Below are 19,434 nucleotides of genomic sequence, written 5' to 3'. Positions count from 1 at the left end.
CGGCTCAGCGGCGTCGTCCGGCGCCCTTGAGGGTGGCCCGCAGGTACTCGCGGTTCATCGTCGCGATCGACTGGAGGGGGATTCCCTTGGGGCAGGCCGTGGCGCACTCGCCGGTGTTCGTGCAGCCGCCGAAGCCCTGGTCGTCCATGGCGCCCACCATGTCCAGCACCCGGGACTCGCGCTCCGGCGCGCCCTGCGGCAGAACGTTCAGGTGGACGACCTTCGCGGAGGTGAAGAGCATCGCCGAGCCGTTGGGGCAGGCGGCCACACAGGCGCCGCAGCCGATGCACTCGGCGTGCTCGAAGGCCAGGTCGGCCACCGGCTTCGGCACCGGTGCGGCGTGGGCCTCGGGCGCGGAGCCGGTGGGCACGGAGACATAGCCGCCGGCGCCGATCACCCGGTCGAAGGCCGAGCGGTCGACGACCAGGTCCTTGACGACGGGGAAGGCGGCGGCCCGCCAGGGCTCGATGTCGATGGTGTCGCCGTCGGAGAAGTGCCGCATGTGGAGCTGACAGGTGGTGGTGCGCTCCGGGCCGTGGGCCCGGCCGTTGATGACCATGCCACAGGCGCCGCAGATGCCCTCGCGGCAGTCGTGGTCGAAGGCCACGGGCTCGTCCCCGGCGAGGATCAGCTCCTCGTTGAGGTGGTCGAGCATCTCCAGGAAGGACATGTCCTCGCTGATGCCGCTGACCTCGTAGGTGGTCATGACCCCGGCGTCCTCGGGGGAGCGCTGGCGCCAGATGCGCAGGGTGAGGTTCACGCGTAACTCCGCTGGGTGGGGTGGACGTACTCGAAACGAAGCTCTTCCTTGTGGAGCACGGGCGGGCTGCCCGTGCCCGTGAACTCCCAGGCCGCGACGTAGGAGAACGCCTCGTCGTCGCGGGCCGCCTCGCCGTCGGCCGTCTGGCTCTCCTCGCGGAAGTGGCCGCCGCAGGACTCCGTGCGGTGGAGGGCGTCGAGGCACATCAGCTCGGCGAGCTCCAGGTAGTCGACGATCCGGTTGGCCTTCTCCAGCGACTGGTTGAGCTCCTCGCCCGTCCCCGGCACCTTGATCCGCCGCCAGAACTCCTCGCGGAGCGCCGGGATGCGGTCCAGGGCCTTGCGCAGTCCGCTGTCGGTGCGGGCCATGCCGCACTCGTCCCACAGGAGGTCGCCCAGTTCGCGGTGGAAGGAGTCGGGGGTGCGGTCGCCGTCGCCCGCGAGCAGCCGGCGCAGCCGGTCGGTCACCTCACGGGTCGCCTCCACGACCGCCGGGTGGTCCGGTGGCACCTCGTCGTGGGGGTGGCGGGCCAGATAGTCGTTGATGGTGGAAGGGAGGACGAAATAGCCGTCGGCCAGGCCCTGCATCAGCGCGGAGGCGCCGAGCCGGTTGGCGCCGTGGTCGGAGAAGTTGGCCTCGCCGATGGCGAAGAGGCCGGGCACGGTGGTCTGGAGGTCGTAGTCCACCCACAGTCCGCCCATCGTGTAGTGGATGGCCGGGTAGATCCGCATGGGGACCTCGTAGGGGTTCTCCGCCGTGATCCGCTCGTACATCTCGAAGAGGTTGCCGTACTTCGTCTCGACGGCCGCGCGGCCCATCCGTGCGATGGCGTCCGCGAAGTCGAGGTAGACGCCCTGGCCGCCCGGGCCGACCCCGCGGCCCTCGTCGCAGACGTTCTTCGCGGCGCGGGAGGCGATGTCGCGGGGGACGAGATTGCCGAAGGAGGGATAGATCCGCTCCAGGTAGTAGTCGCGCTCGGATTCGGGGATGTCCCCGGGCGCCCTCGTGTCGCCCTTCGCCTTGGGCACCCAGATGCGGCCGTCGTTGCGCAGCGACTCGCTCATCAGCGTCAGCTTCGACTGGTGGTCGCCGGAGCGCGGGACGCAGGTCGGGTGGATCTGGGTGAAGCAGGGGTTGGCGAAGTGGGCGCCGCGCCGGTGGGCCCGCCAGATGGCGGTGGCGTTGGAGTTCTTGGCGTTGGTGGAGAGGTGGAAGACATTGCCGTAGCCGCCGCTGGCGAGGACCACGGCGTCGGCGAAATGGGTGCTGATCCGGCCGGTGATCAGGTCCCGGGCGACGATGCCGCGCGCCCGGCCGTCGACGACGATCAGGTCGAGCATCTCGGTGCGGGCGTGCATCTCGACGTTGCCAGCGGCGATCTGGCGGCTCAGCGCCTGGTAGGCGCCGAGGAGAAGCTGCTGGCCCGTCTGGCCGCGGGCGTAGAAGGTGCGGGAGACCTGGACGCCGCCGAAGGAGCGGGTGTCCAGCAGCCCTCCGTACTCGCGGGCGAAGGGGACGCCCTGGGCCACGCACTGGTCGATGATCTCGACGGAGACCTGGGCGAGCCGGTGGACGTTGGACTCGCGGGCGCGGAAGTCGCCGCCCTTGACGGTGTCGTAGAAGAGGCGGTGGATGGAGTCGCCGTCGTTGCGGTAGTTCTTGGCGGCGTTGATGCCGCCCTGAGCGGCGATGGAGTGGGCGCGGCGCGGGGAGTCCTGGTAGCAGAACTGCGTCACGCGGTAGCCCTGTTCGGCGAGGGTGGCGCCCGCCGCGCCGCCCGCGAGGCCGGTGCCGACGACGATGACGGTCAGCTTGCGGCGGTTGGCCGGGTTCACCAGCTTCGCCGTGAAGCGGCGGCGGTCCCAGCGCTCGGCTATGGGGCCTTCGGGGGACGCCGTGTCGACCAGCGGCTCGCCGACCGCGTAGTGGGAATACTCGCTCATCTCAGCTCACGACTCCTGTCAGGACACCGACGGGCACGGCGATGAATCCGCAGGTCAGCAGGGCGGCCAGGCCGTTGGCGAGGGCCTTGAGGAGCCGGTCGCGCCGGGGCGAGCCCACGCCCAGCGTCTGGGCCGCGCTCCAGAAGCCGTGCCGGATGTGCAGCCCGAGGGCGAGCATCGCGGCGATGTAGAAGGCGGAGACGTACCACCGGTCGAAGGAGGCGACGAGGTTCTCGTACGTCCGCCCCTCCTGGGCGTTGGGGTTCACGGTGAGGGTGGTGAGGTCGAGGATGTGCCAGACGATGAACAGGCCGAGGATCACCCCGCCCCAGCGCATGGTCCGGGTCGCATAGCTCGCGCGCCGCCGCCCGCGCCCCCGGTACTTCACCGGGCGCGCCGCGAGGTCCCGGCGGCTGAGCTGGTACGCGGCCACACCATGGAGGACGACCGCGGCGCTCAGCGCCACCCGGGCCAGCCACAGGAACCACTCGTGGTGGAGGAACGGCTCGCCGATGGTGCGGATCCAGGCCGCGTAGTGGTTGAACTCCCCGGCCCCGAAGAAGACCTTGAGATTGCCCAGCATATGGGCGACCAGATACGCCAGCATGATCAAGCCGGTGACCGCCATGACCGCCTTCTTGCCGACGGTCGAGCGCCACACGGAGCCGATGAGGGACGGAGGTTTCGCCGTCCGGGTCGCCAGTGCCATGCCGCCGACGCTAGGCCGGGGCCCTTTGATGCGTCCAAGACATGATGGGGCTCGTTTCCATAGGCTTTCCCTATCTACCCTGGTGGGGTGCAACTCCAGCAGCTCCGCTACTTCGCCACGGTCGCCGAGGTCCGGCACTTCACCCGGGCCGCCGAGGCCCTCCACGTCGCCCAGCCCTCGCTGTCCCAGCAGATCAGGGCGCTGGAACGGGAGCTGGGCGCCGAGCTCTTCCACCGCGCGCGGGGCAACATCGCCCTGACCGACGCCGGCGAGGCCCTCCTGCCGCTCGCCCGCCGCATCCTGGCCGACACCGAGACAGCCCACCGCGAGGTGCAGGAAGTGGCCCGGCTACGGCGCGGCCGGGTCCGGCTCGGCGCCCCGCCGAGCCTCTGCGCGAGCCTGGTGCCGGACGTGCTGCGCACGTACCACGCCCGGTTCCCCGGCATCGAGCTCCACGTCGACGAGGGCGGCTCACGGGATCTGGTGCGCCGGCTGGCCGACGGCGGGCTCGACCTGGCCCTGATCATCACGCCCCTCGGCGTGGGCGCCCCCGCGCTGGAGACGACCGAGCTGCTGCGGGAGGACCTGGTGGTGGTGTCGGCACCGGACGGGCCCGCGCCCACGCGCCGGAGCCGGATACGGGTGGCCGAGCTGCGGGAGCTGCCGATGGTGATGTTCCGCAGCGGCTACGACCTGCGCGAGATCACCATCGCCGCCTGCCGGGCCGAGGGCTTCGAGCCCTCCTTCACCGTCGAGGGCGGCGAGATGGACGCCGTCCTCGGCTTCGTCCGGGCCGGGCTGGGCCTGGCCGTCGTCCCCGGGATGGTCGCCGCCCGCTCCGGCCTGCGGGTCACCCCCTTCGAGGGCGACCGCATGCGGCGGACCGTCGCCGTCGCCCACCGCAAGGACACCCCGCCGCCCCGCGCGGCCCGCGAACTACGGCGGGTGCTGCTGGACCACCTGGAAGCCGCGCCGGACGACCAGGGCTAGACCCACGGGGGCCTAGGTCAGCGCCTGCCCCAGCGCCACGCCCGCGAACGCGGCGCCCAGCCCGCACACCACGCTTCCGGCCACGTTGAGCACCGCGTACCCCCGTGCCCCGTCCTCGGCCAGCCGCAGGGTCTCGTAGGAGAACGTGGAGTACGTCGTCAGCGCGCCGCACAGGCCCGTGCCCAGTAGCAGCCGCGTCGGCTCGTCCACCGCGCCCGTCAGCACGCCCAGCACCAGACAGCCCACGACGTTCACCGTGAACGTGCCCCAGGGGAACACCGAGTCGTGCCGGGCCTGGACGAAACGGTCCGTCAGATAGCGCAGCGGAGCACCGACCATGGCGCCGGCCACCACGAGGAGCCAGTTCACGCGGGCCGCTCCCCGTCCCGGCCCCGGTAGGAGACGACCTCCACCCGGTCGAGGGTGACGAGGCCCTCGGTCACCAGCTCCGCCAGCTCCGCGACGAACGCCCGTACCCGCTCCTCCGTGTCCACGATCACCACCGCCACCGGCAGGTCCTCGCTCAGCGACAGCAGCCGGGAGGTGTGGACGACCGAGGACGCGCCGAACCCCTCGACGCCCCGGAAGACACTCGCCCCGGCCAGGCCCGCCGCGTGGGCGCGGTGGACGATCTCGGAGTAGAGGGGCCGGTGGCCGTGGGTGTCGGACTCGCCCACGTACACGGTCAGCCGCAGCGCGCCGCCCTGAAGTCTCATCGCGCCCTCCGCAGGACGAACAGCCGCCGTGCGGCGGTCGCCGCCGCCCACACCGAGGCCAGCGCGAGCACCGGCGTCGCCACCAGACAGGCCAGCCCCTCGGCCGTCCGGCCGTGCGTGACCAGCCGCTGCACGTCCACCGCGTAGGTGGAGAACGTCGTGAAACCGCCCAGCACCCCCGTGCCCAGGAAGGGCCGGGCCAGCCGGTGGGGGGTGCCGAGCTCGGCGATCGTCACCAGCAGCACCCCGATCAGGGCGCAGCCCACCGCGTTGATCAGCAGCGTCGTCCAGGGGAAGGCGGCTGGCGCGGTCGGCCACAGCAGCCCCGCCGCGTACCGGGCCAGGGCCCCGAGGCCGCCGCCGAGCGACACCGCGACGACGACCGGTCCCTGACCGGCGGAGGCGCGGCGTGGCGCCCGCGTCCCGCTTTCCGTCACCGTCTTCGGCGGTGCCGCGCCCGTGGTGCCCATCCGGCCAGGCTAGCCCACGGCCGCGCCACCGGTCCGGCCCGCCACCGCCGCCAGGCACGCCTCCGCCCGGTCGGCGTCCATCAGCCACTCCTGGTAGTCGGCCGGGTCGGCGAAGCCGTTGACGTAGCGGTGGGCGAGCGCGGGGTGCCGGGCGGCCGCCGCCATCACGTCCTCGAAGTGCCGGGGGCGGGCCGCGTCCAGCACCATGTTGGTGAACGCCGTGGTGTGCCGGGCGTGCTCCCACCAGCCCGCGAACGTCTCGTGCATCCACGCCCGGTCGAAGGGCCGCTCGCCCCGCTCGACGATCGACGCCAGATAGCGGTCCGCGCAACGCGCCGCGTTGTTGGAGCCCTGCCCGGTGATCGGGTCGTTGAGGACCACCGCGTCGGCCATGCCCAGGACGTACGAGCCCGGGGCGACCTCCGCGACGGGATGGCGCACCACGGGCGTGAGGCTCCCGATGAGGGCCGCCCCCGGATCGGTCGGCTCGGCCTGCGCGCACAGCTCGTACTCCCACGGGGCGTACGAACGCAGCAGCTGCCAGGAGCGCTCCAGCGCCGCACCCGGCCCCGAAACGTTTTGCCAGCAGTCGAACGGGCCACCCGGCTTCCCCTCCCACAGCAGGATCACGCACGGACCCGAACCGGTGAGCGCGGGCAGCACGAAGAACTCCCCGGCCCCCGGGAACGCCGACATCCGCAGGAACGACGGCGGAAGCTCCGGATCCGGCCGTACCCCGTGGACGTACACACAGGCCAGGACGCGCTGCGGCTGCTCGTACGGGCTGTGCCGCTCGTCCCGCCCGAAGACCTCGCCCAACGGGCCGTGCCCCGTGGCCAGCAGCGTCAGCTCGTATCCGGAGGCCAGCGCGGGCAGCTCCTCGGGGGCGACCGGCCGGTACTCCACCCGCCCCCCGCGCTCCTCGAACAACTCCAGCCACCGCGCCGTCTTCACCCGCTGGTCGACGGACTGGGCGGGCGCGTCCAGCCGTGCCCCCACGGCCCGTTCCGGCATCCGGGCGCCGGGCGGGTCGACGGGGCTGATGACCACGCCGTCGATCGCCGGCGTCTGCTGGCCCCACAGATTCAGCCCCGCCCGCCGCTCCAGGGCGAGCGCCGGACCGTACATCAGCTGGGTGGACAGCACCCGCCCGGCCCGGACCTCCTGGGGCGTCCGGGCGGTGACGACGGTCACGTCGTAGCCCCGCTCCCGCAGCCCCAGGGCCAGCTGCAAGCCCGCCTGGCCCGCGCCGACGATCGCGATCCTGCGCATGGTTGCCTCCGAAAAAGCCGGATTCCCGTGGCCCGCCCTCGATGTAACAGGCCCCGGCGCGCCCTGTACAGACGGCACGCGAGGGCCGCGCCGACCGTCACCCCCGGCGCGCGACGGGCTCCCCGGTTGGCAGGAAACCGGCGCTTCCACCGGGCCGGGCTGGGCAGTCTTCCGACCGGTCACCCTCCGCCACGACAGAGCGGAGCCGCCGCTCGTCAGGGGCGGCCGAAGGCCGCGACCGGTCCAGGGAGGCAGAGGCACCACATGACGAAACGACACCATTCACCGCCGCGCCAAGTGCCGCCCGGCTCGGTGCCGCCGCAGCTCCAGCGCGCGAAGATGCTCGATCGCGTCGAGGAACGGCTGCGCGGCCTCTTCGAGGAGGAGCACCGGCGGCGGCGCACCTCCGACGCCCGGGGCGCCGAGCTCATCGAGTCCCTCGCCGAGCTGCTGGCCGCCGGCGGCGACCGGGCCCGCCCGGTCGTCTTCCTCACCGGCTACCTCGCGGCCGGCGGCGACCCCGCCGGGCGGGCCGCCGACCTCGCCGTCGACACCGCCGTCGCCCTCGAACTCCTCGACACCGCCACCCTCATCCGCGGTGACGTCCGCGACGACGCGCCCCTGCGCCGGGGCATCCCCACCCTCCACGTCGCCCGGGCCGCCGAGCACGAGCGCAACGGCTGGGCGGGCGAGTCCCGGCGCTTCGGCGAGTCCACGGCGACCCTCGCCGGCGACCTCGCCCTCGCCCACGCCGACCGGCTGGCACTGCCGCTGCCCGCCGAGGCCCGGGGGATCTGGGACGAGCTGCGCGTGGAACGGGTCATCGGTTCGTACACGCGCGAGGCCATGGGCGCCGAATACCTCGAGGACCCCTGGCCGGGGCGCTGCGTCTCCGGTTGCGACCGGGGCTGCGCGGCGGGCTGGTACGCCCTGCGGCACCCGCTGCGCCTGGGCGCGGCGCTCGCGGGCCGGGCGGACCTGGGGCTCTCGTACGACGCGTACGCCCGCCCGCTGCACGCCGCCTGGCGGTTGCGGGGCTTCCTCGACGGCGGCCCCGAGTACGGGTGGGACGCGCGGCTGCTGCGGGAGATCCTGCTCGACCCGGAGGAGCGGGACGTCGCCGAGCAGATGATCGAGGAGCTCGTCGACCACGCGCGCAGGAGCGCGGCGGGCCTGTCGCTGGCCGCGGGCTGGCACGAGGAACTCGCGTCCTTCGCGGCCAGGGTGGCGGCCCAGGACGAGTGACGGGTGCCCCGCGCCTTCCGGCGCGGGGCACCCGATTACGCGTCGACCGCGATGGCCGTCACGACCAGACCGTCCCGCACGAGCCACCGTCCCTCGAACCCCGACAACCGCCCTCCGGTGGCCGCCCGGAGGGGCTCCGGAGTGAGAATCGTCGCCCGGAAGGTCTTTGCGTCCGCATCGACCTCGAGAATGGCGTCCTGAAAGTCCAGCCACTGCCTCGTGAGCGGAAACCACGCCTTGTAGACGCTCTCCTTGGCGCTGAACACCAGCCGGTCCCAGCACACCTCGGGCCGTTCCGCGGCCAGCCGGGTCAGCCAGCCCTGTTCCTCTGGGCGCGTCACCAGTTCCCGTACTCCGCCGTTGGGCAGGGGCTCATGGGGTTCCGCGTCCAGTCCTATCGTCAGAACGTCGGTGGCGCGGGCCACCGCCGCCGCGCGATAGCCCGCGCAGTGCGTCATGCTGCCGATCACACCGGAGGGCCACTGGGGCGCGCCACGCTGCCCGGGCACGATGGCGACGGGCCCGAAGCCCAGCCGGCCCAGGGCCGTCCGGGCGCAGTTCCGTACCGTGGTGAATTCCCGGCGCCGTTTCTCCACGGCCTTGGCGACCAGCGCCTCCTCCTCGGGGAAGAGCGCCGGCGCGTCGGCCGGATCGGCGAATGCCTCGGCCGTCTCGATCGGTAAAGGCAGCAGGGTCCCAATCATTCTCGCGCGTCATTCCCCTGGTCGAAGCGGCCGGAGTGTCTGTACGAAAGGAACCCTGCCAGCTCGGCATCCCATGGGGAAACCCCCATTTCTGTTGATCGGCCCACACCCGGGATCACCCGGACGCTTCATCGACGAAACCTTTGCGACCTCCAAACGTTGATCCGGGCTCCCGGCCGTCACCGACCGGGTGCTCGTCCGTACGACCAAGCAAAGGTGTCTCCCCATGTCACGTATCGCCAGGGCAGTAGTCGTCACTGCCGCTGTGGGCGCCTCGCTCGCCGGTTTTGCCGGTAGCGCGGTCGCCGACTCCGTAGCCAACGGCGCAGCTGTCGGTTCCCCGGGTGTCGTCTCGGGCAACGTCATCCAGATCCCGATCCAGATCCCGATCAACCTCTGCGGCAACTCCATCGACATCGTCGGCCTGCTCAACCCGGCATCGGGCAACACCTGCATCAACGGGGACGTCGAGGGGCCCACCTTCGTGTCCGAGGAGCATCACAGCCACAGCCACCACGGCCACAGCCACCACGAGCACTGATGTCCGGCTCCGGGGCGCTCTCCGCCCCGGAGCGACAGCTGGCGTCGGACGCCGCCTGATCCTCGGGCGGCGTACCCGGCCGACCGGGCGGGGGCCGTCCCCTACGACCGAACGAAGGTGTTCTCTCCCATGTCACGAATCCTCAAGGCCGTGGCGGTGACCGCCGCCGTGGGCGCCTCGCTCGCCGGTTTCGCCGGTGGCGCCGCCGCCGACGCCGGGGCCAACGGCGTGGCCGTCGGTTCCCCGGGTGTGATCTCGGGCAACGTCATCCAGATCCCGATCCACGTGCCGATCAACCTCTGCGGCAACTCCATCGACATCATCGGTCTGCTGAACACGGCGGCGTCCAACACGTGCGTCAGCGAGTGACCCGCGGCTCCGGGCCGCTCTCCGCCCCGGAGTCGTAGCAGCGCCGCCTGGTGCCCCGGCCGACGGCCGGGGCACCAGGCGCGTTTCCCGCCCTGTGCCGAGGGACGTCCGAACGTAGGATCTTGCCCCACGACCGAGGCGGGCCAGGGGGGAACGCATGGGCGACGAGATACGGAACGCCATCGAGGGCGGGACGTACCACGGACCGGTACTGCAGGGGCGGGAGATCCAGTACCACCATCACCACCACGCCGCCGCGAGGACACGGGCACCCCGTCAGCTCGCCTCGGAACCGGACGTGTTCGTCGACCGGCACCCGGTCTTCGCCGAGCTCGAACGTGCCGCCGCCGGGCGGGCCGCGCGGAGCACGCCCCTGATCGTGGCGCTCACCGGCCTCGGCGGCATGGGGAAGACGGCCACCGCCCTGCGCTGGCTGCACCGCCTGCGCCGGCAGTTCCCCGGCGGCCAGCTCCAGGCCGACATGAGCCCGCACGGCCACCTCCGGCCGCTCGACCCCCACTCCGTGCTGCAGGGCTTCGTCCAGGAGCTGGGGACGCGGGCGGACGAGAGACCGGCCGGACAGGCCGCGCTGGAGGCCCACTACCGCTCGCTGACGGCACACGCGCCGCTGCTCGTCCTGCTGGACGACGTGGTGACCGTCGGCCAGGTGCGGCCGCTGCTGCCCGCGCACCCCGGCAGCGTGGTCGTCGTCACCAGCCGTATGCCGCTGACCGCGTTGAAAGGCCGCTACCCGAGCATGCTCGGCCTGACGCTGGGCAGTCTGGACAGGGAGGCCAGCGCCGAGCTGTTCCGCGCCGTGGCCGGTGAGGACGCCGTCCCGGGCGCGGCCGCCCTGGAGAGCGTGCTCGCCGCCTGCGGCGGCTATCCGCTCGCCGTGCGGATCGCCGCCGCCCGCGCGGGCGAGCTGCACGGGCTCGGCGAGGACCCCGCCGAGCTGGCCCGCGAACTCGGCGACCACCGGACCCGCCTGGAGGCGCTCGAAGTGGACGACCTCTCCGTCCCCCAGGTGCTGGGCGCCGTCCACCTGTCCCTGGCCGACGGCCCGGCCGCGCTCTACCGCGCGCTCGGCGCGCACCCGACGCCGGAGTTCTCCCGCGATCTGGTCAAGTGGCTGGCGGGGAACGACACCGACGCCCGCACGCTCGTCCGGGAACGGGTCCTGGAGACGGCCGGGGAGGGGCGGGTGCGCATGCACCGGCTCGTCCACGACCACGCGCGGTCCGTGGCGGACGGCCGGGCGCCCGTGGACCGGATCCTGGAGTGGTACCTGCGCCGGGCGGCCGCCGTGGAGCGGCTGGTCTCCGACCGCTGGCGGTACGGCCCGGTGTTCACCGGGCCCGGGGAGGAGGCGGGAGGGCCCGGCTTCGCGGACGCCGCCGAGGCCCTGGACGCCTTCGAGCCCGACCGCGCCAACGCGGTGGCGGCGGCGAGGATGGCCCACGACCTCGGGCGGTACGCCACGGCGTGGCAACTGGCCGAGGCACTGCGCGGGTTCTTCTTCCGGCGCAAGTACCACCCGGACTGGATCGAGGTGTGCGAGCTGGGCCTGAAGGCCGCCGGGGCGTGCGGCGACGACCTCGCCGTCGCCCGGATGCACTACGAGCTCGCTTTCGCCCACGCCGACCGAGGTGACGCCGCCGACGCCGGGACCGCCGGACACCACTACCGGGAGGCACTGCGGCTGGCGTCCGCCGCCGGGCACGCCCGCACGGAGTCCTCGGCCCTGGAGGGCCTGGGCCTGCTCGCGCTCCGCGAGGGCGCGCCGGAGGACGCCGCCGAGCACTTCCGCCGGGCGGCCCGGGCGCTGGACGGACTCGACCACCCGCGCGGCCGGGCCCTGCTCACCTTCCACCTGGGCCGCGCCCACGCCGCCGGTCACCGCCACCAGGAGGCGGCCGAACTGCTGCTGCGCGCCCGCCGGATGTTCGCGGAACTCCCGGGCCGCCCCGACCGCTTCAACGAGGCCAAGTCCCTCTGGCACCACGCCCGCGCCCGCCTCCGCGCGGACCGCCCGGACGAGGCCCTCCCCAGCCTGGACGAGGCCGTCACCCTGATCGCGGCCTGCGGCGCCCCCAAGGAGCAGGCCGACATCCTCCTCGACCGAGGCGACCTCCTGGCAGCCGAGGGCAAACGCCCGGAGGCGGAGGCGGACTGGCGCCAGGCCCTGACCCTGTACGAACAGGCGGCAAGCGCCTCGGCGGAGCGGGCGCGGGAACGCCTGTCGTAACCGTTTTGTGGGCAGGCGTTCCGCAAGGCTGGGGGCACCTCCCAGCGGTAGCTGGGGGAGGGTGGGCACAAAACCACCCACCGGCGGTCGGGTGTCACCCCACCCGCAACGCCCCCACCCCACCCCCGATCCGCACGGAAACCGTCAACTCCGCACCCACACCCGCCCCCGCAACCGCGTAAAGCACCGAGGCCGCCACCTCAAACCCCAAGGCGGCGGCGCCCCCCTCCTCCCACCGCCCGCCGAGAACGCCTCCGTCCCGAGTGACCGCGACACACCCCGCCCCGCCGCCGGCACGGTCCGCGAACGCCACCAGCCAGCACCCCCCGTGCGACGCGAACACCCGCTCCGCGGCCGAGCGGTACGTCTCGCGCGGGCCCGGCGCCCGGCCGAGGACGACGTCGGCCGCCCCGGCCCACCGCCCGTCCGGGTCGCCCTCGGCCACCACCAGGTGGGGATCGGCGAGGTGGCCCGTCACCGCCCCCTGGAGCCCGGCGACATGGCGGTGCAGCACCAGCGTCCCGTCCGGCTCGGTCCGGGCGTCGACGAACATGGGCGGCGGCACCGGCCCGTACCGCTCCGCGGGGAGCGGCAGCGGCAGGGCGACGGGCCGGGGGACGGCGGGCCACGCCGGCTCGTCGAGCTCCAGGCGCTCGTAGTAGAGGCGGCGCAGCAGTTCGGCCGCCCGCGCGGGGCGGGAGGTGACGAGGCCGCCGATCGCGGCCAGCCGCTCGTCGCCGGCCTGGGCGGCGGCCGCGCGGCGCAGCTGGCGCCCGAGCGGCACGTCCGGCGCCACGCGCGGCAGTGCCGCGCCCAGCCGGGCCATGGGCGAACCGGCCGCCACCACGTCGTCGCCGAAGGCGCCGAGCAGGCCGGGCACGCCGAGGGCGGCGGCGTAGAGGGTCAGTGATCCGTGGTCGCCGATGAAGGCGTCGGCCGCGACCAGGGCCGCCTTCCAGGTGTCCGTCTCCGGCGCGGGCAGGAGGAGCCCGGCCCGCAGGTACGGCGCCAGCCAGGCGCGGACCTGCCAGCCGCCGTGCCCGTACCAGACGTTGGGGTGCACGGCCGCGAGGACGCGGTACTCGTCGTGCGGCAGCTCGGCGAGGGCCCGGCGGACGAGGTCCATGTTCGCGCCGAGGAGGGAGTGCGGCCCCCAGGTGGAGGTGAGGACGAGGAGCTTCCGGCCGGGCGTCAGACCGAGGGCGGCACGGTACTCCGCGCGGAAGGGGAGGCCGGCGCGGAGGTCGTCCATGCACGGATCGCCGGCGACGACGGAGATCGGTACGGCCTCGGGGCAGCCGCGGCGGAGGCGTTCACGCTGCTCGTCGTGGGAGAGGACGATCGCGGAGGGGATCAGCTCCCCGTCATGAGTGAGCCATTCCGCATCCAGGCCGAAGGCCTCCGGCTCCCGGCTCCCGGCTCCCGGCTCCCGGCTCCCGGCTCCCGGCTCCCGGCTCCCGGCTCCCGGCTCCCGGCTCCCGGCTCCCGGCTCCCGGCTCCCGGCTCCCGGCGCAAGTGTTTATTGTACCCAGCGCCGTGCGGGGCGCCCACAAGTGGCGCGTTGAGCTTATGGAGTTCGCCACCCCTGCTGCTGCTCACCGCGAGGTCGAATTTCTTCCGTTTCGCTTCCTCCCAGGATATCCAAGGGAGTTGTCGCGCGGCCATGAATTCCCGCGTTCCGTTCTCGAACGCCGACGACCCCGTGCAGGTGAACACCACATGCACCCGGCTGTCACCCTCGAAGGGCGCGAGCAGCTCCAACAACCGGGTCGCGGACGTGACGTTGTGGACGACTCCCAGCACCGTGCGCTCCGGCGCGGCGGTGGCCCACCGCCCCGCGTTGTCCCGCAGCAGGATGTGCGACGGTCGCGACGACCCCGCGTGCGGCATCGCAAACCTCCTCGTCGGTCGGTGCGTCGGTCAGGTGAGTCGATCAGGCGCGCACAGGGCGCGCTCGGCATCCGGCCGACGATACCTCGCTCCAGGGCGCCGATTCCGAAGCGCAGTACGATCATTACTTTGCGTATATATGCATGTTTCGGGGGAGTAGGTGGTAAAGGGGGTGGGGGCATGGCGGCTGGGGGATCGGCATCGACCAGGGCCCAGGAGGCCCGGCGGCACGAGCGTGAGCTGCGTGAGCAGCTGAGGGCCGCGCAACGGGAGGCGCGGCGGTGGGAGGCGGCCAGCGAGGGCGAGCGCAAGGTCGCCGCCCAGTTGCTGATGCTCACCGAGCGGGGCTGGCGGCTGCTCGTGGACCGGCGCTGGCCGGGGACGCGGTCGGCCAATGTGGACATGCTGCTGATAGGGCCCGGCGGCGTGTTCGTCATCGACGTCAAGAACTGGCGGGCCGCCCCGGAGACCGCCGACGGCCATCTCGCCGCCGCCCGGCAGCGCCGCGACGGGGAGGTGGGCAAGCTGCTGGCCGTGACCCGGCTGGCGGAGGCGGCCGTGGCGGAGCTCGGCATGTCGCCCGTGGCGGTCCGGCCGGTGATGGTCTTCGCCGGCCGCTCGTTCAGCGGCGAGCTCGGCCGGGTGCGGCTGCTGGGGGAGCGCGAGGTGGGGCCGGCGCTGCTGGCCGAGCGCACCCGGCTCGCCCCGGCCCGGGTGGGGGAGGTCGCCGGTCATCTGGCCCGGGTCTTCCCGGCGTACGAGGGCTCGTCCGTGCCCGACGGACGCTCCGGCGCGAGCCCGGCGGCGCACGCGCCCCAGGAACCGACGGACGCCCTGTTCACGGACGCCCTGTTCGACGTCGAGAGCCTGCGGGACGCGGCCGTCGAGGCCGCCCGCCGGGGCCCGATCGAGCAGTGGATGACCTTCCTCCACCCCGACCAGGTCGCCCTGGTCCGGCGCAACTGGTCGGGCCCGGCCCGGGTCAGCGGCCCGGCGGGCACGGGAAAGACCGCCGTGGCCCTCCACCGCGCCGCGCTCCTCGCGCAGCGCACGACCGGGCGGGTGCTGTACGTGACGTTCGCCAGCAATCTTCCCCGGGTGCAGGCCACTTTCCTGCGGACGATGTCCCCGGCCGTCGCCGACCGGGTCGAATTCCGCAGCCTGCATTCCTGGTCGCTGAAATTCCTCGAAGAGCGCGGAATTCCCCACCGGCTGCACGGCGAGGGCGCGTTGACGGCGTTCAACCGGGCCTGGATACACCGCGGTCGCGACAGCGTCCTCGGCACCCTCGACCCCTCGCCGCACTACTGGCACGAGGAGGTCGACTGCGTCATCAAGGGCCGGGGCATCACCCGCTTCGAGGAGTACGCCACGCTCAGGCGGCACCGCCGCCGCACCCACCTCCGCCGTCCGCACCGCGAGGCGGTCTGGGCGCTGTACGAGGAGTACGAGCGGGTGCGCGCCGAGCGGGGCGTGCACGACTTCAACGACATCCTCGGCCTCGCCCTGGCCGAGGCCCGCGCCCGGCCGGGCCGCTCGCCGTACGCGGCCGTCATCGCCGACGAGGTCCAGGACCTCACGCTCGTCGGGGTGCGGCTGCTGCACGCGCTCGTCGGCGACGCGCCCAACGGCCTGCTGCTGGTCGGTGACGGCCAGCAGGCCGTCTACCCCGGCGGTTTCCGGCTCTCCGACGCCGGGATAGACGTGCGCGGCGACCGCGGCCAGGTCCTGCGCGTCAACTACCGCAACGCCAAGGAGATCCTGGACACGGCCCTCGCCGTCGTCGCCGAGGACGCCTTCGACGACATCGACGGCACCCGGCTGGCCGGCCTGCGCGACGTCGACCTCACCTACCGGGGCGGCCAGGTCACCCGTGCCGTCCTGCGGACCCCCGCCGAGCTGGACGAGGCCCTGCTCGCCGCGCTGCGCGGACGCGGCGAGGCCGGCTGGCCCGACTCGGCGGTGCTGTGCCCCACCCGGCGCGAGACGGAGCACTACCAGCGGCTGCTCGCCCGGGCGGGGATCCCGCAGTGCTCCCTGGAGCGCTACGACGGCCGGCCCGTGCCCGGGGTGAAGATCGGCGGCTACCGCCGCGCCAAGGGGCTGGAGTTCAAGCACGTCTACCTGCCCGGCCACACCACGGCGGGCTCCCCCGGACCGCCGGACGAGGACGGCATCGCGCTCGAACGCGAGGAACTCCGGCGCGCCCGGCTCTTCGTGGCCATGACCCGGGCGAGGGACACGCTGTGGCTGGGCTCGGTCGCGCCCCGGACCAACGGTGCCCCCGTGGGCGATGTTCCACCGGTCGGTGTGCCGGCCGTGGCCTCGGCGGCCCCGGCGTCGCGGGCTGCCCGATTGTGATCTTCTCGTGGGTGCCGGTACGGGCTAGCGTGCGGGACGACGCCCATGGCATTCGACGACCCACCGACGACAGACACTTGGAGCACCGCTCGTGGACGACTCCCGCTCGGCCATACGCGCCGCACGCCTCTTCGACGGCGAACGGGCCCACAACGGCCCGGTGCTGGTCCTGGTCGAGGACGGCCGGATCACCGATGTCGACCTCACCGGGGCCAACCCGCCGGAGGGCGTGCCGCTCACGGACCTCGGGGACGCCACCCTGCTGCCGGGCCTGATCGACGCCCACAGCCATCTGGCCTTCGAGGCGGGCGGCGCCACCGAGCACCAGATGTGCCACGACGACGATGCCACCGTGCTCGCCCGGATGCGCGAGCACGCGGCCCGCGCCCTGCGGGCCGGGATCACCACGATCCGCGACCTGGGCGACCGGGGCTATCTGTCGCTGCGGCTGCGCGAGGAGTTCGCCGCGGGAGGCACGGGCCCCCGGATCGTGGCGGCCGGCCCGCCCCTCACCCGTACCCGGGGCCACTGCTGGTACCTGGGCGGCGAGGCCGATGGGGCGGACGAGGCGGTCGCCGCCGTCGCCGACCGGGCCGGGCACGGCGTGGACCTCGTCAAGATCATGGCGACGGGCGGGATGTCCACGACGGGGTCCGACCCCGGCGGGTCCCAGTACACCCTGGCCGAGCTGCGGGCCGTCACCGAGGCCGCGCACGGCCGGGGGCTGCCCGTCGTCGCCCACGCGCACGCGGCGGCGGGCATCGCCGACGCCGTGGCCGCCGGGGCCGACGGCGTCGAGCACTGCACGTTCATGACCCCGCAGGGCGTGCGCCTGGACCCCAGGACGGTCGACGCGATGGCCGCCGCGGGCACCTTCGTCGGCTGCACGGTCGTCAAACCCCGCGCGGGCATGCCCGAGGAGGTGCTGCGGACCATCGAGCCCTACTGGGAGAACCAGGCGTACATGCACCGCCGGGGCGTGCGGGTCGTCTGCTGCACCGACGCGGGCATCAACGCGCACAAGCCGCACGACGTGCTCCCCACGGACCTCGTGTACTTCGCCTCGCAGGTCACCACCAACGCCGAGGCCCTCACGTCGGTCACCTCGCTCGCCGCCGCGTCCTGCGGGCTCGCGGGCCGCAAGGGCCGCGTCGCCCCCGGCCACGACGCCGACCTGCTCGCGGTGGCCGGGAACCCCGTGCACGACCTCGGCGCGCTCTCCCGCGTCCGCGCGGTCCTCCGCGCGGGACGACGGGTCGCCGGCGGCGCATCGGCCTCCGCTACGGCCCGGCCGGAGGCCGGCGTGTCAGGAGCCGCGTCAGGAGCCGGTGCCCACCGCTGACGGCGTCTCGGGCCGGAAGCCGTCGGCGAAGGAGGCGACCGTGCGGGAGCGCAGCGCCCGGTGCAGCCGCAGCATCCGGCGGATCTCGCGGTGCACGGTCGACCGGTCGGCGAGGACCTCCGGCAGCAGGTCCTTGTCGAGCTCCTTGTGGTAGAGCTTGTCCGCTCCGGTCGCCGCCTCCCGCCGGGTCACCTCGATCCAGCAGGCGGCGGCCGTCAGCCGCTGCCGCTGGACCAGGCGGGACTGCCCGGGACCGCCGGAGTACGGCGGCGCGCCCGTCGCCTCCCCGGCCTCGTGGAGGAGCTCCGGCGACGCCCAGCCGTCGTGCAGGAACGTGATGCTGTCGTGGATCTCGATGACCCGCTGGTGCAGCCGCTCCCAGGCGCTGTCGAACGCCAGCAGGTCCGCCCTCCGCGACGGGGGCGGCGCCACGACGAGTTCGGGCGTCGCGCGCCGCAGCAGCAGCCACAGCCCGTACAGCCGCTGCCGGCGGTACCAGTAGAGGGACACCTGCCACAGCGGCTCCAGCGCGGCCAGCGAGCACCCGAGGGCGACGAGGACGAACCGCGCGAAGGAGCACCAGAATCCGGCCAGCGCGAGCGACGCCGGGGCCTCGGTGAACCACCGGACGCCACGGATCAGCAGATAGGGCACCTCCGCGCTGGTGCCCACGGCGAGCGCCAGCACGCTGACGCGCAGCACCGGGCTGCGCATCGCGACACCGTGCCGCCAGAAGACCGCGGCCGCCCCCACCGCCGTGATCAGCCCGTAGGCGATCCACACGACCGCGTACCCGGCCCACCAGCCGTGCGCCCGCGCCCCGAACCGGTCGGGCGCGGGGGTGACGGCGAAGAAGGCGAAGGCGAGTGCCGCCATCGCGGCCGCGCAGACCACCGGCGCCCGGCGCAGCCACGCGGGGACGGTCCGCCCGGCGCCGTCCAGCGCCACCGCGAGCCACCACACGAACGCGAAGTCCGTGAGGGCCACCAGCGCGACGGCGAGCTCACCGGCCTTGGGCACCCCGGTCACCTCGTCGACCCAGCTGCCCACCTCCGCCTGGATCATCAGCGAGCCGGTCGCCAGGACCGCCAGGACGATCCACACCGGCCGCTGCGGCGGCCGCCGCAGCGCGGGTACGCGCAGGACCAGCACGGTCCAGGCGATCAGGAGGATGACCTCCCGCAGCGTCTCGACCCATGCGGGAACGTCATGCACGGCCGGCTCCGAGGAGGTTCCCCGCCCGCCGCTCGACCGCGCTGATCCCCTTGGGCCGCATCTGCCCGGCGATCCTCAGCACCAGGGAGGCGAACGTCTCCGCCAGCTCCTCCTCGGCGTCGCTGCACGACTTGCCCTTGGCCCGCCGCCCGTCCGCGCCCGCCCCGGACCCCGGACCGCTCAACACCTCCTGCAGCGCCGTCCCGTGCCCCGCGAGCATGTGGCAGATCTCGTGCAGCACGATGTGGTCGCGGTAGTAGCCGGTGGCGGACGAGCGGATGATGATGTGGTCGGTCGCGCCGTCGTCGTACCACATCCCGAACGGCAGCGCCGGAAGGTCCGCGGAGTGGAGCTTCAGCGCCCTTCCCCGGGCCCGCCCCAGCGCCCGGCAGAGCTCTTCGACGTCCCATGGCTGGGGGAGTTCGGGAAGCCGGGCGACGAGCTTCTCGGCCATGGCCCGCACGTGCTTATTGGCCACGACGTACCCCCTCCCTCGCGATCGCGGGCACCGTCGGCTCACCCCTCCCCGACCAGGTGCCGCGCTGTCCCCTCGCCGCCACGCGCCATTGCCCGCTCCCTTTGTTCACGACTGCTCACGACAACCGGAAGACGGCCCCCCCAAGCCCCCTGAAACGCGGTCGAGTGTACAGACCGGCCGG

General features: G+C 73.6%; 18 protein-coding genes. 7 read left to right on the top strand and 11 right to left on the bottom strand.

Annotated features, from left to right (window positions below; genetic code table 11):
• Positions 1-4: 4 nt before the first annotated feature.
• From IE096_RS16900 to IE096_RS16890, 3 genes are read right to left on the bottom strand one after another with little or no spacing between them, the layout of a single operon-like run.
• Positions 5-760 (bottom strand): succinate dehydrogenase/fumarate reductase iron-sulfur subunit, encoded by a 756-nt coding sequence (locus IE096_RS16900; RefSeq protein WP_189452471.1) that lies wholly within the window; start codon positions 758-760, stop codon positions 5-7.
• Complete coding sequence (locus tag IE096_RS16895; protein ID WP_189452469.1) at positions 757-2,703, bottom strand: fumarate reductase/succinate dehydrogenase flavoprotein subunit; 1,947 nt, start codon at positions 2,701-2,703, stop codon at positions 757-759. The genes IE096_RS16900 and IE096_RS16895 overlap by 4 nt, the downstream gene beginning before the upstream one ends.
• A gap of 1 nt (position 2,704) precedes the next feature.
• Positions 2,705-3,412: a succinate dehydrogenase cytochrome b subunit gene (locus IE096_RS16890; protein ID WP_189452467.1), complete on the bottom strand. Its 708-nt coding sequence runs from the start codon at positions 3,410-3,412 to the stop codon at positions 2,705-2,707.
• Positions 3,413-3,499: 87 nt separating this feature from the next.
• Between IE096_RS16890 and IE096_RS16885 the strand changes: the two genes are divergently transcribed.
• A complete protein-coding gene (locus tag IE096_RS16885) occupies positions 3,500-4,402 on the top strand; it encodes a LysR family transcriptional regulator (protein WP_189452465.1) in 903 nt (300 codons plus the stop codon).
• A 12-nt stretch (positions 4,403-4,414) separates the two neighbouring features.
• Here the strand turns inward: IE096_RS16885 and crcB are convergent, their stop codons facing one another.
• Genes crcB through IE096_RS16865 form a run of 4 tightly spaced genes read right to left on the bottom strand, consistent with a single transcriptional unit; the run spans position 4,415 to position 6,860 of the window.
• On the bottom strand, positions 4,415-4,771 hold the full coding sequence (gene crcB / locus IE096_RS16880) for a fluoride efflux transporter CrcB (RefSeq protein WP_189452463.1): 357 nt from the start codon (positions 4,769-4,771) through the stop codon (positions 4,415-4,417).
• Positions 4,768-5,118 (bottom strand): DUF190 domain-containing protein, encoded by a 351-nt coding sequence (locus tag IE096_RS16875; protein ID WP_189452461.1) that lies wholly within the window; start codon positions 5,116-5,118, stop codon positions 4,768-4,770. The genes crcB and IE096_RS16875 overlap by 4 nt, the downstream gene beginning before the upstream one ends.
• On the bottom strand, positions 5,115-5,588 hold the full coding sequence (locus IE096_RS16870) for a fluoride efflux transporter FluC (RefSeq protein ID WP_189452459.1): 474 nt from the start codon (positions 5,586-5,588) through the stop codon (positions 5,115-5,117). Before IE096_RS16870 ends, IE096_RS16875 begins: the two co-directional genes overlap by 4 nt.
• A gap of 9 nt (positions 5,589-5,597) precedes the next feature.
• On the bottom strand, positions 5,598-6,860 hold the full coding sequence (locus tag IE096_RS16865) for a styrene monooxygenase/indole monooxygenase family protein (protein WP_189452457.1): 1,263 nt from the start codon (positions 6,858-6,860) through the stop codon (positions 5,598-5,600).
• 264 nt (positions 6,861-7,124) lie between these two features.
• Between IE096_RS16865 and IE096_RS16860 the strand changes: the two genes are divergently transcribed.
• Positions 7,125-8,105: a polyprenyl synthetase family protein gene (locus tag IE096_RS16860; RefSeq protein ID WP_229820247.1), complete on the top strand. Its 981-nt coding sequence runs from the start codon at positions 7,125-7,127 to the stop codon at positions 8,103-8,105.
• A gap of 35 nt (positions 8,106-8,140) precedes the next feature.
• Here IE096_RS16860 and IE096_RS16855 read toward each other — a convergent pair whose 3' ends face one another.
• Positions 8,141-8,809, bottom strand: coding sequence for a 4'-phosphopantetheinyl transferase family protein (locus IE096_RS16855; RefSeq protein WP_189452455.1), 669 nt, complete (start codon positions 8,807-8,809; stop codon positions 8,141-8,143).
• A gap of 226 nt (positions 8,810-9,035) precedes the next feature.
• Here IE096_RS16855 and IE096_RS16850 point away from each other — a divergent pair, with 226 nt between their 5' ends.
• From IE096_RS16850 to IE096_RS16840, 3 genes are all read left to right on the top strand, one after another.
• Positions 9,036-9,350 carry a chaplin gene (locus IE096_RS16850; protein ID WP_189452453.1) on the top strand — a complete coding sequence of 105 codons (315 nt, stop codon included), beginning with the start codon at positions 9,036-9,038 and terminating at the stop codon, positions 9,348-9,350.
• Between the two features lie 129 nt (positions 9,351-9,479).
• Positions 9,480-9,719: a chaplin gene (locus IE096_RS16845; protein WP_189452451.1), complete on the top strand. Its 240-nt coding sequence runs from the start codon at positions 9,480-9,482 to the stop codon at positions 9,717-9,719.
• A gap of 157 nt (positions 9,720-9,876) precedes the next feature.
• Positions 9,877-11,967 carry a tetratricopeptide repeat protein gene (locus IE096_RS16840; RefSeq protein ID WP_189452449.1) on the top strand — a complete coding sequence of 697 codons (2,091 nt, stop codon included), beginning with the start codon at positions 9,877-9,879 and terminating at the stop codon, positions 11,965-11,967.
• 94 nt (positions 11,968-12,061) lie between these two features.
• Here IE096_RS16840 and IE096_RS16835 read toward each other — a convergent pair whose 3' ends face one another.
• The gene (locus IE096_RS16835; RefSeq protein ID WP_189452447.1) at positions 12,062-13,219 is read right to left on the bottom strand and encodes a hypothetical protein; all 1,158 of its coding nucleotides are present in this window, start codon (positions 13,217-13,219) and stop codon (positions 12,062-12,064) included.
• 818 nt (positions 13,220-14,037) lie between these two features.
• Between IE096_RS16835 and IE096_RS16830 the strand changes: the two genes are divergently transcribed.
• On the top strand, positions 14,038-16,218 hold the full coding sequence (locus tag IE096_RS16830; protein ID WP_189452445.1) for a nuclease-related domain-containing DEAD/DEAH box helicase: 2,181 nt from the start codon (positions 14,038-14,040) through the stop codon (positions 16,216-16,218).
• Positions 16,219-16,309: 91 nt separating this feature from the next.
• Complete coding sequence (locus IE096_RS16825) at positions 16,310-17,560, top strand: amidohydrolase family protein (protein WP_189452443.1); 1,251 nt, start codon at positions 16,310-16,312, stop codon at positions 17,558-17,560.
• Here IE096_RS16825 and IE096_RS16820 read toward each other — a convergent pair.
• Together IE096_RS16820 and IE096_RS16815 are read right to left on the bottom strand one after the other, a co-directional pair.
• Positions 17,537-18,775: a DUF6545 domain-containing protein gene (locus tag IE096_RS16820; RefSeq protein ID WP_229820245.1), complete on the bottom strand. Its 1,239-nt coding sequence runs from the start codon at positions 18,773-18,775 to the stop codon at positions 17,537-17,539. The two genes, IE096_RS16825 and IE096_RS16820, sit on opposite strands and share 24 nt — an antisense overlap.
• A complete protein-coding gene (locus IE096_RS16815; protein ID WP_126914199.1) occupies positions 18,768-19,253 on the bottom strand; it encodes a hypothetical protein in 486 nt (161 codons plus the stop codon). Before IE096_RS16815 ends, IE096_RS16820 begins: the two co-directional genes overlap by 8 nt.
• Positions 19,254-19,434 lie beyond the last annotated feature (181 nt).

It is taken from the genome of Streptomyces abikoensis (assembly GCF_014648775.1).
Taxonomy (GTDB): Bacteria; Actinomycetota; Actinomycetes; order Streptomycetales; family Streptomycetaceae; genus Streptomyces; species Streptomyces abikoensis.
The sequence above is the reverse complement of the archived record's forward strand: the minus strand, read 5'-3'. Positions and strand labels throughout refer to the sequence as shown.

What these genes read in the sequence shown, in the direction of transcription:
- IE096_RS16895 (WP_189452469.1), bottom strand. Translation starts at nt 2,703, where the DNA reads ATGAGCGAGTATTCCCACTACGCGGTCGGCGAGCCGCTGGTCGACACG.
- IE096_RS16890 (WP_189452467.1), bottom strand. Translation starts at nt 3,412, where the DNA reads ATGGCACTGGCGACCCGGACGGCGAAACCTCCGTCCCTCATCGGCTCC.
- IE096_RS16875 (WP_189452461.1), bottom strand. Translation starts at nt 5,118, where the DNA reads ATGAGACTTCAGGGCGGCGCGCTGCGGCTGACCGTGTACGTGGGCGAG.
- IE096_RS16870 (WP_189452459.1), bottom strand. Translation starts at nt 5,588, where the DNA reads ATGGGCACCACGGGCGCGGCACCGCCGAAGACGGTGACGGAAAGCGGG.
- IE096_RS16865 (WP_189452457.1), bottom strand. Translation starts at nt 6,860, where the DNA reads ATGCGCAGGATCGCGATCGTCGGCGCGGGCCAGGCGGGCTTGCAGCTG.
- IE096_RS16860 (WP_229820247.1), top strand. Translation starts at nt 7,125, where the DNA reads ATGACGAAACGACACCATTCACCGCCGCGCCAAGTGCCGCCCGGCTCG.
- IE096_RS16855 (WP_189452455.1), bottom strand. Translation starts at nt 8,809, where the DNA reads ATGATTGGGACCCTGCTGCCTTTACCGATCGAGACGGCCGAGGCATTC.
- IE096_RS16850 (WP_189452453.1), top strand. Translation starts at nt 9,036, where the DNA reads ATGTCACGTATCGCCAGGGCAGTAGTCGTCACTGCCGCTGTGGGCGCC.
- IE096_RS16845 (WP_189452451.1), top strand. Translation starts at nt 9,480, where the DNA reads ATGTCACGAATCCTCAAGGCCGTGGCGGTGACCGCCGCCGTGGGCGCC.
- IE096_RS16840 (WP_189452449.1), top strand. Translation starts at nt 9,877, where the DNA reads ATGGGCGACGAGATACGGAACGCCATCGAGGGCGGGACGTACCACGGA.
- IE096_RS16835 (WP_189452447.1), bottom strand. Translation starts at nt 13,219, where the DNA reads ATGGACGACCTCCGCGCCGGCCTCCCCTTCCGCGCGGAGTACCGTGCC.
- IE096_RS16830 (WP_189452445.1), top strand. Translation starts at nt 14,038, where the DNA reads ATGGCGGCTGGGGGATCGGCATCGACCAGGGCCCAGGAGGCCCGGCGG.